This is a genomic window from Larkinella sp. VNQ87 (genome assembly GCF_049445795.1).
Classification (GTDB): Bacteria; Bacteroidota; Bacteroidia; order Cytophagales; family Spirosomataceae; genus Larkinella.
This window is the reverse complement of the sequence record NZ_JBMSDT010000007.1, coordinates 218,149-234,670: the sequence shown is the minus strand read 5'-3', so window position 1 is coordinate 234,670 and position 16,522 is coordinate 218,149. Positions and strand designations below refer to the sequence as shown.

At 54.5% G+C, this 16,522-nt stretch carries 16 protein-coding genes; 12 read left to right on the top strand and 4 right to left on the bottom strand.

Annotation, left to right across the window (positions count from 1 at the left end):
* The first annotated feature begins 36 nt into the window (after positions 1-36).
* From ACO2Q8_RS14090 to ACO2Q8_RS14045, 10 genes are all read left to right on the top strand, one after another.
* The gene (locus ACO2Q8_RS14090; protein WP_423345465.1) at positions 37-408 is read left to right on the top strand and encodes a RidA family protein; all 372 of its coding nucleotides are present in this window, start codon (positions 37-39) and stop codon (positions 406-408) included.
* A 108-nt stretch (positions 409-516) separates the two neighbouring features.
* Entirely contained in the window at positions 517-2,052 is a 1,536-nt protein-coding gene (gene gltX / locus ACO2Q8_RS14085) for a glutamate--tRNA ligase (protein ID WP_423345464.1), read from the top strand.
* A 102-nt stretch (positions 2,053-2,154) separates the two neighbouring features.
* Entirely contained in the window at positions 2,155-2,430 is a 276-nt protein-coding gene (locus ACO2Q8_RS14080) for a hypothetical protein (RefSeq protein WP_423345463.1), read from the top strand.
* 27 nt (positions 2,431-2,457) lie between these two features.
* The gene (locus tag ACO2Q8_RS14075) at positions 2,458-3,237 is read left to right on the top strand and encodes a TIGR00266 family protein (protein WP_423345462.1); all 780 of its coding nucleotides are present in this window, start codon (positions 2,458-2,460) and stop codon (positions 3,235-3,237) included.
* The gene (locus ACO2Q8_RS14070; RefSeq protein WP_423345461.1) at positions 3,237-3,512 is read left to right on the top strand and encodes a DUF4160 domain-containing protein; all 276 of its coding nucleotides are present in this window, start codon (positions 3,237-3,239) and stop codon (positions 3,510-3,512) included. Before ACO2Q8_RS14075 ends, ACO2Q8_RS14070 begins: the two co-directional genes overlap by 1 nt.
* A complete protein-coding gene (locus ACO2Q8_RS14065; RefSeq protein ID WP_423345460.1) occupies positions 3,509-3,808 on the top strand; it encodes a DUF2442 domain-containing protein in 300 nt (99 codons plus the stop codon). Before ACO2Q8_RS14070 ends, ACO2Q8_RS14065 begins: the two co-directional genes overlap by 4 nt.
* A 30-nt stretch (positions 3,809-3,838) precedes the next feature.
* Positions 3,839-4,129, top strand: coding sequence for a hypothetical protein (locus ACO2Q8_RS14060; protein ID WP_423345459.1), 291 nt, complete (start codon positions 3,839-3,841; stop codon positions 4,127-4,129).
* A 105-nt stretch (positions 4,130-4,234) separates the two neighbouring features.
* Positions 4,235-4,837 carry a gliding motility lipoprotein GldD gene (locus ACO2Q8_RS14055; protein ID WP_423345458.1) on the top strand — a complete coding sequence of 201 codons (603 nt, stop codon included), beginning with the start codon at positions 4,235-4,237 and terminating at the stop codon, positions 4,835-4,837.
* Positions 4,838-4,963: 126 nt separating this feature from the next.
* The gene (locus ACO2Q8_RS14050; protein WP_423345457.1) at positions 4,964-5,638 is read left to right on the top strand and encodes a hypothetical protein; all 675 of its coding nucleotides are present in this window, start codon (positions 4,964-4,966) and stop codon (positions 5,636-5,638) included.
* A gap of 397 nt (positions 5,639-6,035) precedes the next feature.
* The gene (locus ACO2Q8_RS14045; RefSeq protein ID WP_423345456.1) at positions 6,036-8,597 is read left to right on the top strand and encodes a TonB-dependent receptor; all 2,562 of its coding nucleotides are present in this window, start codon (positions 6,036-6,038) and stop codon (positions 8,595-8,597) included.
* A gap of 98 nt (positions 8,598-8,695) precedes the next feature.
* Here the strand turns inward: ACO2Q8_RS14045 and ACO2Q8_RS14040 are convergent, their stop codons facing one another.
* Entirely contained in the window at positions 8,696-9,667 is a 972-nt protein-coding gene (locus tag ACO2Q8_RS14040; RefSeq protein ID WP_423345455.1) for an aldo/keto reductase, read from the bottom strand.
* A gap of 86 nt (positions 9,668-9,753) precedes the next feature.
* On the opposite strand from ACO2Q8_RS14040, the gene ACO2Q8_RS14035 reads away from it, so the two are divergent.
* Together ACO2Q8_RS14035 and ACO2Q8_RS14030 are read left to right on the top strand one after the other, a co-directional pair.
* On the top strand, positions 9,754-10,053 hold the full coding sequence (locus tag ACO2Q8_RS14035; protein WP_423345454.1) for a putative quinol monooxygenase: 300 nt from the start codon (positions 9,754-9,756) through the stop codon (positions 10,051-10,053).
* An 86-nt stretch (positions 10,054-10,139) separates the two neighbouring features.
* Positions 10,140-13,715, top strand: a complete 3,576-nt coding sequence (locus ACO2Q8_RS14030; RefSeq protein WP_423345453.1) for a carboxypeptidase-like regulatory domain-containing protein — start codon at positions 10,140-10,142, stop codon at positions 13,713-13,715.
* Positions 13,716-13,823: 108 nt separating this feature from the next.
* Here the strand turns inward: ACO2Q8_RS14030 and ACO2Q8_RS14025 are convergent, their stop codons facing one another.
* From ACO2Q8_RS14025 to ACO2Q8_RS14015, 3 genes are all read right to left on the bottom strand, one after another.
* Positions 13,824-14,351: an acyl-CoA thioesterase gene (locus ACO2Q8_RS14025; protein WP_423345452.1), complete on the bottom strand. Its 528-nt coding sequence runs from the start codon at positions 14,349-14,351 to the stop codon at positions 13,824-13,826.
* A gap of 52 nt (positions 14,352-14,403) precedes the next feature.
* The gene (locus tag ACO2Q8_RS14020) at positions 14,404-15,594 is read right to left on the bottom strand and encodes a DUF748 domain-containing protein (protein WP_423345451.1); all 1,191 of its coding nucleotides are present in this window, start codon (positions 15,592-15,594) and stop codon (positions 14,404-14,406) included.
* A gap of 159 nt (positions 15,595-15,753) precedes the next feature.
* On the bottom strand, positions 15,754-16,521 hold the full coding sequence (locus ACO2Q8_RS14015; protein WP_423345450.1) for a pentapeptide repeat-containing protein: 768 nt from the start codon (positions 16,519-16,521) through the stop codon (positions 15,754-15,756).
* Between the last annotated feature and the right edge of the window lies 1 nt (position 16,522).

Below are 16,522 nucleotides of genomic sequence, written 5' to 3'. Positions count from 1 at the left end.
TGTTAACTTGCGGGTCGATTTGCAACAAGTTCTCGTATGTCAACGAAAAAAATCATATTCTCGCCCGACGCTCCGGCACCCATCGGGCCCTATAGCCAGGCGGTTTTGGTCAATGGAACGCTGTATGTCTCCGGCCAGATTGCCCTCGACGTAGCCCAGGCCGGTGATATTCAGGCCGAAACGCGCAAAGTGATGGAAAACATCGGCGCGATTCTGAAAGCCGCCGAGCTGTCGTTTGAAAACGTGGTGAAAGCCACCATTTTTGTCAAAGACCTCAACAATTTCGGGGCCATCAACGAGGTGTACGGTACTTTTTTTACCGCTGAACCGCCCGCCCGCGAAACCGTGGAGGTGGCGCGTCTGCCGAAAGATGTTAATGTGGAAATTTCGGTTATTGCTGTTCAATAAGTGATTATATAAAAGTTGTTTCGCGGAGGTAAGCGGAGTGAAGAGGAGGTGAGCGGAGAGCCGCTGCTGACTTTTGACGACGCAACCGGGCGAAATGGTCCTTCCATAATGTCTCAATCAACAACCATACGCGTTCGTTTTGCCCCCAGCCCCACCGGGCCGTTGCACATCGGCGGGGTGCGGACGGCTTTGTACAACTACCTGTTTGCCCGCAAGCACGGCGGAAAAATGTTGCTCCGGATCGAGGATACCGACCAAAACCGCTTTGTGCCCGGCGCGGAAGACTACATCATCGACGCCCTGAAATGGGTCGGCATCGAGATTGACGAAGGCATCAGCGAGGGCGGCCCGCACGCACCCTACCGGCAGTCGGAGCGCAAGGAAATCTACCGCGAACACGCCGAACGGCTGGTGGCCGAAGGCAAAGCCTACTACGCCTTCGATACGTCCGACGAACTCGATGCCATGCGGAAACGGATGGAGGAAGCCAAGGCACCGTCGGCGCAGTACAACGCCATTACGCGCCGTCAGATGAAGAACTCGCTGACACTCAAGCCGGAGGAAGTGCAGGCGCTGATCGATTCGGGCGCGCCGTACGTCATTCGGCTGAAGGTGCCCAACAAAGAGGACATCCGGCTAAACGACCTGATCCGGGGCTGGGTGGTCGTGCATTCGTCGCAGATCGATGATAAGGTGCTGCTGAAATCGGACGGAATGCCGACGTATCACCTGGCCAACATCGTCGACGACCATTTGATGGGCATTACGCACGTCATCCGGGGCGAAGAGTGGTTGCCGTCGGCTCCGTTGCATGTCTTGCTGTACCGGTTTTTGGGTTGGGAAAGCACTATGCCGCAGTTTGCGCACCTGCCGCTGCTGCTGAAACCCGATGGCAACGGCAAGCTCAGCAAGCGTGATGCCGACCTGGGCGGTTTTCCGGTTTTTCCGCTCCAGTGGACTGATCCGTTCACGGGCGCGGTGGCGCGGGGCTTCCGCGAAGACGGTTATCTGCCCGAAGCGCTCGTCAACTTCCTGGCCTTTCTGGGCTGGAATCCGGGCACCGAGCAGGAACTGTTCACGATGGACGAACTAATTCAGGCGTTCAGTCTGGAGCAAATCCACAAGGCGGGCGCGCGATTCGATATTCAGAAAGCGAAGTGGTTCAACCATGAATACCTGCGGCAGCAGCCCAACGAGCAACTGGCCGAAACGATTGCCGCCAAGGCCACGGCCGACGGACTGGATTGTTCGCTCGAAAAAGCCGCCAAAATTGCCGGTTTGCTGAAAGAGCGCGTCAACTTTGCGGACGAGATTTACGCCGAGTCGGGTATCTTTTTCCGGGCTCCCGAAAGTTATGATCCGGCCATCGTGACGGCCAAATGGAACGACGAAGCGGTTCGTGCTTTGACCGCATTCAAAGATGCGTTATCTTCGATACCAGAACCGCTGACGGCTGAATTGGCGAAAACGACGCTGGCCGAAACGATGACCGCCATCGGAATCAAACAGGGAAAAATTATGCAGGCGCTCCGGCTGGCGATCACCGGCGTCGGAGCCGGACCGGACCTGATGATGACGCTCGAAATCATTGGTAAAACCGCCACCATCGACCGGCTGCAAAAAGCCCTTCATGAACTGAATTAAAAATTAAAAGTTAAAAATTAAAAGTATTCTGCTTACAGTTTGTCGACCTGATTGACCACCTATTTTTAACTTTTAATTTTTAACTTTTAACTAAAAAAGGGAATGGCGAAGAAAGGAGCAAAACCGGAAGATCAGTCGAGCGATAAGCCGCGGGTTCATAAGGAACTCGAGGGGTTCGACATCAAAATCAATACGTTTGGCGAGATTACGACCAGCTACGATATTGATAAAATCAACGCGTTTCTGAACAAAACCGTCGACGACAAGAAACTGCGCAACCGCAAGGACCTGAAAGAGGGCGAGGGTGAGACGGATGACGACGACGAGTTCCTCGACGAGGAGGATGAGGATCCGGACCCAACGGGGCTTAAAGGCTAGCAATAAGTTGTAAATCAGACACTATTCATGCGTTCTCACGAAATTGATTATCGCATCATCGGCGAAGATATCCAGGTCGTCGAGGTGGAACTAGACCCGAACGAAACCGTCATCGCCGAAGCAGGCGCTATGTTATACATGGAAGACGGCATTCAGTTTGAAACCAAAATGGGCGACGGCTCGCAGGCGACCCAAAGCATCATGGGCAAGCTGTTTCAAGCTGGTTCGCGCTTGCTCACGGGCGAGTCGCTGTTTATGACGCACTTTACGAACCGGGGCTACGGCAAACGCAAAGTGGCCTTTGCGGCTCCGTATCCGGGCACGGTGATGCCCATCGACCTGGCGAAAATTTATGGCAATCAACTGATTGTGCAGAAAGACGCCTTTCTGTGTGCGGCTTTGGGTACCCAAATGTCTATCCACTTCAACCAGCGGATCGGCAGCGGCTTGTTCGGCGGGGAGGGCTTTATTCTCCAGAAAATTCAGGGCGACGGGATGGCGTTCATCCACGCCGGGGGCGTGGTGATGGAGCGGCAACTGAACAACGAAACGCTGCGGGTCGACACGGGCTGTGTCGTTGGCTTTGAGCCGTCGATCAGCTTCGACATTCAGCGTTCGGGTGGGTTGAAATCCATGATTTTTGGCGGAGAAGGTATTTTCCTGGCAACCTTACGCGGAACGGGCAAAGTCTGGATTCAGTCGATGCCGATCTCCAAACTGGTCGACCGGCTGGCTGTTGGCGGGGCGCAATCCCGCAAGGAAGGCGGCTCGGTCCTGGGTGGTTTGGGGAATTTGTTTGAGGACTGATGCCGAAATTGGCCGTTTACAAAGCCTTGGTATTCTTTCTGTATGCCTATGATTTGTCGGAACGGATGCACGTTCACATTTCCAATACGAAAAGTCGCAAGGGTAAATCGGCCAAAATCTGGCTAGATACGCTGGAGGTGTTCGAAACCGGAAGTCTGACGCCGAAGGAAATTAATACGGCCTTAAATTTGTTAAAACAGCACGGTCCGGAAATTGCCGCCAACATTACGGCATTTGCAACCGGAGAGAAAGTAAACGTTTTGCAACTGGGATGAAAACGGACGGATTTACCAAGGAACAGCCGGTATTGGATCGGATTTCGTTTCGGAAAGAAGGCTATTTGTCCTTACTTCTGAAAGATGGCCGGATTCTGTCGGTACCCCTGAGCCGTTTTCCGGGCATTGAACGGTTAACAACTACCCAACGCCGGAAGTATCATATTGCCGATGGCGTGATGCTGCTATTCGACGGGGACGACGAAGTGTATCATATTCAGGATTTTTTGGGTATGCATGTGCTTCCTTCTTCGTCCGTCGGGATTAAATCCGTTGTGCAGGAGCGGGCAGCCTAATAGACAAAAGAAAATAGTTGATCAGTAGAAATGGAAGTCATTTGCGTAAACGACAACTTTCCGGCGCCGGTTTTGGCGTTTTATGCGGAATTCGGCGTCAAAACGCCCAAAGCGGATCAGATGTACACGATCCGGATGGTGAAACGCCATACCAACGGCGAAACAGGCGTGCTGCTGGGCGAAATCCAGAACCCTGACGTGCCGGTGCGGCATCCGGTGTTGGGCGAAGTCTGGTTTGAACCGACCTTTAATATCAACCGGTTCCGGACACTGCTGGGCCAGCCCGTCCGGCAGGAAGAATTGGAAATGATCAATTCGTAAGGCTAAACGACCGAATCGGTTTTCGAAAACCGATTCGGTTTGGAAAGCGCCCGGCACGAAACCGCCGGGCTTTTTCGTTTATTCCTGTATAACCGTTTATCGTCTGTGACCCGATTTCTGTTTGTTCTTGTAGCGGTTTGGCTGGCGGCTTGCAGCAGCCGTACGTCGGATTCATACGTGCCCAAACCCAAAGGGTACAACCGCATCGACCTGCCTCCGCACGGCTACCAGCCACTCACGGAAGTGCATCCGTACACCTTCGAGTACTCCAAACAGGCCCGCATCCTGCCCGATACGTTCCGGGGCGCGCAGCCACACTGGATTTTTATCCATTATCCCGCCTTCAAAGCCAGTGTGCAGTTGACCTATCACCCCGTCCAGGGCAGCGAAAAGCGGCTGGCTGGGATGATTGCCGATTCGTACAAACTGGCGGCCATGCACAACGAAAAAGCCTACGGGTTTAAGGAAGAAGTGATCCAACTGCCGTCGGGACTAAAAGCCGACGTGCTGTCGATTACGGGCGAGGTGCCGAGCCAGTTGCAGTTTTTCACGACCGACACCACTGCCCATTTCCTGCGCGGGGCGCTCTATTTCAACACCGCTACGCAAAACGATTCGCTGGCTCCGGTGATCGATTACGTTCGGAAAGATGTGGTGCATCTGCTCAAGACCCTGCGCTGGCAATCGGGGCAGGTTGCGAGTAAATAGCTTCTTTGTGCTGGCTACAATGGTTTGCAAACTTTCCGGTATTTCGTATCTTTATAGCCCTTTTCGGGCGTTTAACCCCTTGACATTCACGAACCCCGGCGGACAGACGCCAGAGGAACATCACGTATGAGACGCACAAAATTTAATCCGAATCAATTTCAGATCGACTTTCTGGCTGCGTTTCGGCGTATGCTCGTCAGTTTGGGGGATTCTCAGAATTCGCTCGTCAACGAAACCCTCTTTGTCAAGCTGAGCGACCAATGGGAAAACAACCGCCAGCTCCCGGCCGACCTGCTGTTCCAGAAAAGCCCGGTCGAAGCGGTCGTCTACCGCTTATCGAAAACCGACGAGCGGTTGCAGTTTCCCGAGGAAATCGTCGCGGGCGACCTGCGCGGAGTGCCGAGCCTGACCGGTTTTGCCGCCAAATTTCGGGAGCAGGGTTGGGTTATTTTGCCCAATGAACTGTCGGGCGCTTACAAACAGCTTTACCTGCATATCCTGACGGCGGCCATTGGCCTGGATCATCTGTATGCCAACCGCAACGACTTGCTGGCCGAAGCCGAGCGCGTTGCCCTGGCGGCTTTACTGCCCGAAACCGAAATCCGGAGCTTTTTCGGCGTGCGGCTGTCGCGTTTCCCGGATAGCTTCCGGACGGATGTTTCCAATTACTTTAACCTGCCGTTCGAATCGGTGCTGAAACGGGCGCATCAACTGGAAATTATTTCCGACGCCGTATTGGAAGGTGCTAAGAATGACGCCCTGCGCGCGACTCGCCGGACTCCGGTGAAGAAAGTCGCCTAATCCTGGGTCTGATTGAAGATGCAATAGTATTTTTTAAAGAAAATACGGTTTTTGAAAAAAGTTTTGGTGCCATTTGTTGCAATTCGACAAATGGCACTCTTTTTTTGCGCACCAAACTACCAAGTCAATAGATTTTGAATACTAAAAAGTCCGAAAAGTCTATCTACTTGCGTAAGTACTATTCACTACTTAATCAACCACCAATGCGTCATTCACTACCTGCTTTTCTCTGTCAACGCTCCTGTTGACGCTGTAGCGGTCTGTTTACTTTTCTGATTATCAATTTTTAGTCTTCCTCAAAACGGCGTTCGTTTTTTATTACCTATAAATTCTGTAGGAATACTATAGAAAACTCACCGGGAAGACTTAAGCAAATTACTACCAAACAGAGTCTACAATGAAACGATATTTGAAGTCCATTTTTTTGATAGGAGCGTTACTTTTACCTCTCTTTTTAGCCGCTCAGAATCCCACCATCAATGCGACCATTACCGGAAAAGTAGTTGACGCGCGTACCAACGAACCCCTGATAGGCGCAACGGTTACGATCAAAGGAACGACCAACGGAGCCGCGACCGACGCCAACGGCGATTTTAACCTCGTTACCGGTCAGCGCTTACCCTTTACCCTGGTCGTTTCCTACATTGGCTATCTCAAAAAAGAAGTGCTGATCAACGAAAGTAAGGTTGAAATCAAGCTGGACGCGAATACGACCCAACTGGAAGATGTCATCATTTCGTCGCGTCGCCGTCAGGAAGCCGCTCAGGAAGTGCCGATTCCCATTTCGGTGGTTGGCGGGCAACGGGCTGAAGACGCCGGGGCGTTCAACGTAAACCGCCTGAAAGAACTGGTCCCGACGGTGCAGTTGTATGCGTCCAATGCCCGAAACACCACCCTGAACATTCGCGGACTCGGATCGACCTATGGCTTAACCAACGACGGCGTTGACCCGGGCGTGGGCTTTTACGTCGACGGCGTGTATTATGCGCGTCCGGCGGCCACGGCACTCGATTTTATTGACATTGAGCGCGTTGAGGTCCTGCGCGGCCCTCAGGGAACGCTTTTCGGGAAGAATACCACGGCGGGGGCGTTCAACATTACGACGCGGGCAGCCAGCTTCACGCCCGGCGCCAACTTCGAACTGAGTTACGGGAACTTCGGGTTCATTCAGGCGAAAGGCTCGCTGACGGGGCCGTTGGGTAAAAAATTGGCCGCGCGTCTTTCCTTCACCGGTACGCAACGGAACGGCTTGTTTTTCAACACGCATACGCAATTGCCCATCAACGACATCAACAACATCGGCGTCCGGGGGCAGTTTCTGTACACACCGAGCGACAAGGTGACCATCACGGTCATCGGCGATGTGTCGGACCAAAAACCGACTGGCTACGGCTGGCCCGTCGCGGGCGTGGTTCAGACAAAGCGGGCTGCTTACCGCCAGTTCGATGCCATTATTGCTGATTTGAATTACAAACTCCCGTATTCCAGTGCGTTCGAGCGGATTGTGGATCTGGATACGCCCTCGAAGGCCGACAACCAGTTGGGCGGTGTTTCGGTCAATGCCGACATCAAAATCGGGAACGGAACCCTGACTTCTACCTCGGCTTGGCGGTATTGGAAATGGGTGCCCCTGAACGACCGCGATTATATCGGTCTGCCGGTTTTTACGATTTCGGCGGGTAACTCGGTACACGATCAGTGGTCGCAGGAAATCCGGTATTCCGGAAAAGTGTCGTCGAAATTGAGTGGCGTCGTCGGTCTGTTTGGCCTTTGGCAAGACCTGAAATCCGACCCCGTTCAAACGGAGGAAGCCGGTTCGGCCCAGTGGCGGTTTGCCCAAAGCTCGACCAGCGCCCTCTGGAGAACGCCCGGTTTGTTTGACAACTTCGGCATCCGGACCACCAACGAAATCCGGAGTACGAGTTTGGCGGTTTTTGCTCAGGCCGACTGGGCCGTGACCGACCGGATTCATATTCTGCCGGGGGCTCGGTATAACTATGACAGAAAGGTGGTAGACTACAGCCGGGTGACGTACGGCGGACTGCAAACGACGGACCCGGCCCTGATTGCGCTGAAGAATGGCGTATACACCAATCAGTCTTTCAACACAGATTATGCGGAGGGCAATTTCTCGGGCCAGCTTTCGGTTCAATACAAAGCCAGTGCGAACTTCAATGCCTATGCGACGTATTCCATTGGCTATAAGCCCATTGGCGTCAACGTTGGCGGTTTGCCAACGGCCAACGGGCAAGTGTTGGTTGATCTGGCGAATGTGAAACCCGAATACGTAGACCACAAGGAGTTTGGCGTCAAAACCAAACCGTCGGGCAATTCGGTGCTGAACCTGACCTTCTTCCGGTCCGACATCCGGGATTACCAGACGCAGGTCCAGACGCCGGAACCGGGCGTAAACCGGGGCTATCTGGCGAATGCCGAAAAAGTACGGGTGCAGGGGTTCGAGCTGGACGGGAATGTTCGGTTTACCAATCTGGTTCTGAATGCGGCTGTAGCCTACACCGACGGCGAATACGTCCGGTTTACCAACGCGCCGGTGCCGCTGGAAGAAGTAGGTGGCCCGCAGGCTTTCAAAGATATTTCGGGGGGACGGCTACCCGGTATCTCGAAATGGTCGGGTTCGGTCGGGGGTGAAGCCACTGCTCGCGGCACCTTCATGGGCCTCAAAGGAAATTACTTCCTGGGTATTGATCAGTTCTTCCGGTCGGAGTTCTCCTCCAGCGCGTCACCTTCGCAGTATCTGAATATTGAAGGCTACGGCCTGACCAATGGTCGACTCGGTTTCCGGGCCTCCAACGGGCTTACGTTCTTTCTTTGGGGTCGAAACCTCCTGAACAAAGACTATTATGAGCAACTCCTGGCCGCTCCCGGCAGCGCCGGTCAATACGCCGGTATCGTGGGCGACCAGCGCACCTATGGCGTAACCGTCCGATTCACTTACTAGAATTAAGAGTTAGGAATTAAGAGTTAAGAGTTGGCTCCGCCACTTTACAGGAAACGGCGGAGCCAACTCTTAATTCCTAACTCTTAATTCTTAGCTCCCTACTGGCTCCATTCCGTGGGCGTGCGGTCCCAGCGGTGGCCTTTGAGTTCATTGAGCAGTTCGTTGGGTAAACCGTTGCCGTCGCTGGTGGCCATGTTGGCTTCCACGTTGCGGAGTTTGCGCATGCCGGGGATGGTGGTGGCAACGTCTGAGTTGTTCAGGATGAAGCGCAGGGCCATTTCGGGCATTGTCATCCCGGCCGGAATGAGCGGTTTTAAGGCATCGGCGTGGTCGACGCTGGCGTTGAGGTTTTCCGGGACAAAATACGTCGAGCGCCAGTCGTCGGCCGGAAACGTGGTTTCTTTCGTGAACGTGCCGGTCAACGTGCCTTCGTCGAACGGAACGCGGGCGATGACGCCAATGTTCAGCTCGCGGCAGAGCGGAAACAGGTTGTCTTCCGGGGCCTGGTCGAAAATGTTGTAGATCACCTGCACGGCGTCGATGAGGCCAGTGCGCAGCGTGTTCAGGCAGTTGTCCGGCTCCCAGCGGTTGACCGACACGCCCCAGGCCTGTACTTTCCCTTCTTTGGTCAGCTTCGTGATGGCTTCCTTCCACTCATCGCGCTCGGCCCAGCCGTCTTCCCAGACGTGAAACTGCTGCAAATCAATCGTTTCGACACCCAGATTTTTCAGGCTTTTTTCGGTGTACTCCACAATGTAATCGGCCGGAAACACCTCGTCCAGTGTAAAGTGGGGCTTCGACGGCCAGATGCGGTTTTTGGGTGGAATTTTGGTGGCGACATACAGGCGTTTGTCGTTGTAGCGCTTCAGCAAATCGCCCAGGATTCGCTCGCTCAGCCCTTCGCCGTAACCCCAGGCGGTATCAAAAAAATTACAGCCGAGTTCAACGGAGCGGTCCAGCGCCTGGTCGACTTCCTCGCGTTCGGAGCCGGTCCAGCCCGCCAGCCCCCACATGCCGTAGCCTATTTCACTCACCTGCCAGCCCGTCCGGCCAAAAGTGCGGTATTGCATAATCAGTTAAGAGTTAAAAATTAAAAGTTAAAAGTACTGTTATTCGCTGCTACTTTTAACTTTTAATTTTTAACTCTTAATTAAAAATGTTGATCCGGGTGGTACGAATGACGTTTCAGGAAGGGAAAACCGGTGATTTTCTGGCCATTTTCGAGCGGTCGAAGCGGCAGATTCGGGCGTTTCCGGGTTGCTGCCATCTCGAATTGCTCCGGGATCGGGATCAACCGGCGGTTTTCGTTACCTACAGCCACTGGGAATCGCCGGAAGCGTTGGAACAGTATCGCCAGTCGGAGCTTTTCCGAACGACCTGGGCGGACACCAAAGTGTTATTTGCCGAACGGCCCGCTGCATTTTCGCTGGAAAGCCTGGAAACGGTTATGAATTGACCTCAAAACCAGCCTTGACGGTTTTCAGGTTTTTGTGGTATTCTGCTAAGAAAGAGCTATTTTTAGGTATTCTTTCCTGAAGCCTCATGAAGCCTTTTTATCCCGACGGTTTTGGCAAACGGCTTGTCCTCTGGCTGCTGCTTTGCCTTGCATTTCTAAAGGGTTGGGCGCAGGAACCGACGGTGACGATTACCGGCCGGGTGACCGAGTGGCATTCGGGGCAACCGCTGCCGTTTGCGAATGTCTACCTGAATAATTCAACGCGCGGCACGACGACCGACGAAAAAGGCCGTTACCGACTCACGAATGTGCCGCTCGGCACCGTCGAACTGGTTACTTCGTTTCTGGGCTACCAACCTGGTCGGCAATCGCTGCGGCTCAACAACAGCCAGGCGCGGGTGATCAACTTCGAACTCAAAAGCACGGGCGTAACGCTGTCGGATGTAACCGTCAAGGCGAAGCGGGATAAAACCTGGGAGCGCCATTTCCGGACATTCGAACGCGAACTGCTGGGCAATACGCCTTTCCGAAACCAGTGTGAAATCAAAAATCCGAACACACTCCGGTTTACGGAAGAAAACCGCCGGTTGCTGGCAACGGCGACCGAGCCGGTGATCATCGAAAACCGGGCCTTGGGCTACCGCATTCAGTATGACATGCAGCACTTCGAAGTCACGGAAAAAGGGGCGATGTATTTTGCCGGGGCCACCCGCTTCGAAGAACTGAAACCGACGGACAGTCGGCAGGCCGAACGCTGGCGCACCAACCGGCAACGGGCTTATCGGGGTTCGACGCGCCATCTGATTGCCAGCCTGGTGGCCGGAACGTACGAGAAAGAGGGTTTCATGGTTTATCGCATCAACCCTGAGTTTCCCGCCCACACGAACAATACGAGCCTGTTTTGGGATCTAAACCGCCATCTGCTGCCGATTCAACTTGATTCGCTGATCCGGCCCGGCCGCTTGCCGTTTGAGCGCAAACTCGTTAGCCCGACTCCCTTGAAAGTTTTTTACAACCGGACCATTTCGCCCTACTCACCCTATCGCGACGCGCCGTATGCCTTTACGGAATTCCGATTTCCGCAGGGTATGAGTGAGGTGACGGTCGATGGGCGGGTGACATTGCCGCTCGGGATGGTGGCTATGGGGCATCTGGGCAACGACCGGTTTTCGCTGCTACTGCCCGCTGACTGGCAGCCGAATGCGGTTTTGGACGAAAAACCGGATTCGGTACAGACTGCGCCCATCGAAGGCCAGATCCTGGCGTCGGATTATCGGCTCGATTCGCTCGTACGGCACTGGAAACTGGCACATCCCTACCAGGCTCCGACGGTTTTTGTGCAGATCGATAAATCTTTTTACCTGACCGGCGACCGACTTTGGCTGAGTGCCTTCGTGCTGGAACCGACAACCTCGCAGGTGTTGTTCGGCGAGGGGGCACTGCATGTCGATCTGTTGACACCCGCCGGAAAACTCGTACAACACCAGTGGCTGCGCATCAACGACGGCCGGGCCGCGGGTGATTTTCGGCTTTCCGATACCTTATCGACCGGCATGTACCGGCTGCGGGCATATACCGATGAAGATTATGCCTCAACCCGCCCGGCTTTTGAACGTACGGTGGCCGTGTATAATCTGCTGCGCGGAACGGCCGACCGGCCCGTGCTGGCTTCGGCGGAGCTTGATGTGCAGTTTTTACCGGAAGGCGGGCGTTGGGTGGCCGGTCTTCCGAATCGGCTGGGCTTCAAAGCTGTTGGGCCGGATGGACGCGGGCAACCTGTGTCGGGCCGGATTCTGGACGGGCAGGGGCAGGAGGTGACCCGGTTTTTCGGCAATCGGCTGGGGATGGGCAGTGTGGTGTTGACACCCAAAACCGGGCAAACGTATCAGGCCGAAATCCAGCGCGACGGACAGACCCAGCGGGTGACGCTCCCGATGGTCGAACCGGAAGGCTTTGCGTTCACAGCCGATGCCGTGAACGACACGACGGAACTTAGTGTGCAGATTCTGACCATCGGGCCGCAGCCTGATCCGGTGATCTACCTGACGTTCCAGAGTTCCGGGCAACTGGTGCAGCGGACCAAAATGAAGCTACTGGATGGGAAAGCGCGGCTGAACCTGCCGATGGCTGTGTTGCCGCCCGGCCTTTGCCAGATTACGCTTTACGATGCGTACGGCAAGCCCCGGGCCGAGCGGCTGGTGTATGTCCGGGAGCAACTAGCTTCGGTTCGGGTGGATATGACGATGGATAAAAACCGCTACACCCCCCGCGAACGAGCGGTTTTGGAGCTAAAGCTGACCGATCAGCCGGGCGCTCCGATGGTGGCTACCTTGTCGGCATCCGTAACGGATGCCGATCAGGTGCCGGACGACTCGATGGCCGCCGACATCCGGACGCATCTATTGCTGACCGGTGATTTGCGGGGTCGCGTTGAGCAACCCGGTTTTTATTTCAGCGATACCAGCCGGGCCACCCGCCAGGCGCTGGACGATCTGTTGCTGACGCAGGGCTGGCGTCGGATCGGGTTGCGAAAACCGGAATCGCCGGGCGATACCCTGGGCGGCATTGTGTTCAGTGGCCGGGTGGTGGATGAAAAACGCAACCCCATTCCGTTTGCCGAATTGCTGGTGGCGTCTCCCGGTTCGAAACAGTCGATTCCCGGTTCGATCGGGACCGACCGGTATGGGCGGTTTCGGATGGCGGGTTTGAGCCTGACCGATACGCTGCAACTGCTGGTGCAGGTGATGAATACCCAGTTCAAAGCCATCAAGGGGCGGGTGGAGGTTGATACGGCCGGAACCGTCTGGGCATCAAGTCGCTGGCTGGTTGAGCCGTCGCCGGACTGGCGTCGGTTTCAGCAGCAATTGGAAGTAGCCCGGATGCGGCAGGAGGCTGACCCCACGTTCTATCGCGACCGGCAGGTGCGGCAGTTGAAAGAAGTGACCGTTCGGGGGCAACGGCAGCGTGATCGGCCGGAAGACATTGAGCGGATGAGCATTCACGGGGCACCGGATGCGGTTTTGCTGTTCGACGAAAGATCACAACCTTACGCCAATGTGTACGAGATGATTCGCGGACGCGTGCCGGGTGTGCAGGTCACCCAAACCGAGAATGGCTATAGCGTCAACATCCGGGGGTCGTTTGCGTTCGGGCAGGGCAACGCCATCGAAGGCCAGACACCCTTGTACTTGCTCGACGGCTCCTACCTGACCGAAACGCCCGAAGGCAACATCCTCCTGAGCATCAGCCCGAACGACATTGAGCGCATCGAGTTGCTGAAAAACGCCAGCACAGCCGCGATCTACGGCGCCCGCGGGGGCAATGGCGTCATCGCGTTTTATACCCGGCGCGGTTTTTCCCGGAAAAAATCCGAACCTAGCCCGGGCCTGAATCAGGTGCCGTTTATCGGTTTTGCCCCTCAACGCGAGTTTTATGTCCCGCGTTATGACGAGACCGCCGGAACCACACCGCCTGACCTGAATGCTCCGGTTGATCGGCGCGATGTGCTGTACTGGAAACCGCTCATGCAAACCGATGCGAAAGGACTCTCTAATCTGGCCTTTCCACTTTCCGACGTTGTCCGGACGTTGCGGGTGGTGGTGCAGGGCATCACCACCGATGGTCGGCCGGTGGTGGGCGTTAGCCGGATCAGGGTGCAGTAAGCGGTTCGTTATTCGGTGTTCGATATTCGGTGTTCGTTATTCAATATTTGCTATTGAAAAGCTTAAATAGCGAATATTGAATAACGAACACCGAATGCCGAAGTGAGGCTACTCCCCATCCACCACGCCGAACAAGGCCCGCAACTCCTTGGCTTCCTGCGGTTTCATGCGCCCGGCCAGGACCAGCCGAAGTTGTCGGCGACGGAGGGCGCTTTCAAACAACTGCTGTTCCTGCTCGGTTTCGGGAATAACCGGCGGGACTTCGATGGGCCGCCCGTTCTGATCGACAGCCACGAAGGTATAGAACGCCCGGTTGGTGCTGACGCGCGTACCGGCCGGAATGTCTTCGGCCCAGACTTCAATGTTGACTTCCATTGATGAATTAAAACCGCGCGTCACTTTGGCCTGCATCGTAACGATGTTGCCCAGCTTGATCGGTTCGGAAAACGAAACATTATCGACCGACGCCGTGACAACAATGCGGTTGGAGTGCTTCTGGGCAGCAATGGCCGCACAAATGTCCATCCAGTGCAGGAGTCGGCCCCCCATGAGGTTGTTCAGGGTGTTGGTATCGTTGGGCAGGACCATCTCGGTCATGGTCGTCAGCGACTCGCGGGCGTATTTCGGTTGAAGCATGGTGAAGTGTACAGGAAAAGCTGCTAAACTACTGATTTTGTCGGCGTCCTCTTCATTCTTTTTTCCGAGCCTCTTTCCGTTCCTCGCGTTTTTGCTGCCGCTCCTGCTTCCGCTCTTCCCGGCGCTCCTGGCGTTCGGCTTTCTTCTCGGCGCGTTTTTCCTGGTAATCTTCCTTCAGGTTCTCGACGGCGTCCTTGAAGGTAACGGTATTGTCAAACTCCTTCGTAAAGGCTTCGACGTAGGCATTTCGCAGCACGCCGATGATGATGGGCCAAATCTCGGTCTTGGTGTCCTCAACGGTTCCCCGCAGCGGAATGCGGGTGGCGACCTGATCGCGTTTCTGATTTTCCAGCAGTTCACTGCCGCCTTCGGCCAGCAGTTCCGTAAAAAAACGGCCCACCGTTCGTTTTTCACCCGGTTCTTTCAGTTTGAAAATCTTCATGTCCTTGGTCAGTGGTTTGAAATACCCCACCAGCCGACCGTCGTACATAGCCATCTCGCTCACGACGCTTACCGTGCCGCGTTCGAAGTCCACATTGCCATATTTACGGGCCAGATCGTTGAGTTTAACCAATTGGAGATCGTTGAAGCTGAGGTTGTAGTTGAAGTCCGGCAGTTGTTTCAGCAGATACATCCCGGCATTGAACGTCATCGTTCCGCCCCAACCGGGCACGTTGCCGGAAGCCGTCACGGGCGAGGGGAGCCGACCCGGTGTGTCTTCCACATTGCGGATGTTGCGGATGTCGACATTGAATTTTTCCAGCGAGAAATCCGTATTGGTGGCTTCGAAAACATTGACGAGGTCTATTTTGCCATTGTAAGCCGCAAACCGGTTGATCTGGATCGGCAACAGATCTTTGACCAGCTCGGTCCAGTCGAGTTCTTTCCCGGTTTGGCTGGCCGCTTCGTTGTTACTGAATGCAAAATTCAATTCGGGCTGGTAACATTCGACTTCACCCACCAAAGCCCCCTTGAAAAGCGATTTCCACTGCACGGACAGGTCTATTTTGGGGACAGAAAGAAACGGTTCTTTGATTTTGCCGTTGATTTTTCGGATTTCAAGGTCTTTAATCTGGTAGGAACCCCGGATGAGCGCAATATCGACGTCCTCGACATGGCCGGTGTACGAACCCATATCGGCCATGAGTTTATTGACGTAGCGCAGGACAAAATAAGGCAGCAGTAATCTGGCGACGATTAAAAGAACGACAAACGCCAGAATGATTTTTGTGGATCGTTTCAAGGCAACAAAAATTGATGTTGCCTAGTAAACTGAAAATCAGCCAAAGGGTTCGTCCCCGTACCCACGGACTTTAGTCCGTGTGAGCCACTTTAGTCCAAGAGTTAATACCAACTCAACGATTAGGCTGGCTTACACGGACTAAAGTCCGTGGGTACGAAATTACCGGCGGGTCGGGGAGAATTTCCGGCCGTCGAGGGTTGCGTATTTGAAGTCGGCGGGGCCATCGAAGACGGCGTCGTCAAAGCGGGAGTTGCGCGGCAGGTGCGTGTATTTGAAATCGGCCATGCCGTCGAATCGTGACTGCTGAAAAAGAACCCCTTCGTCGAACTTAGTGTATTTGAAGTCGGCATATTCCCCAAACCGGGCATTCCGAAAGGCGATCGACTCTTTAAAACCGGTGTACTTAAAGTTAGCCAATGCGCTAAACCGGACATCACTAAAGTCGGCCGAAGCGCGGAATTTAGCGTACTTGAAATTGGCTTCTTTCCGAAAACCGCTCCCGGTAAACAAGGCTCGTTGTTTGAAGTCCGAGTATTTAAATTCGGCTTTCTGCTCGAACGTACAGTTTTCAAACGTGACCGCTTCGTTGAAATGCGCGTTATAAGTCACACCATTGCCTTTGTACCATTCTTTTTCGAGGTGTTTATACGCTACAAAGTCACCCTTGAACGTGCAGTTCCGGAACGTAACCGGCGTTTCCACAAAGCTTTCGTAGACTTCGCTGTCGGCCCAGCTTTTATCGGAAACCCGCTTTTTATTGGCCAGTTCGGTCAGGTCCAGATCGCCGGTGATGGTGTAGTTGTCGTATGTAATGGACTCATGGCGGTTCAGTTTTGCCAAAATGTCTTTGGCGCTGATCGTGCGCTGGGCCAGGGCTGCCGGAAGGGAAATCACGGCAAAGAAGAGAGCAAAGAGGGCGGTTTTCATA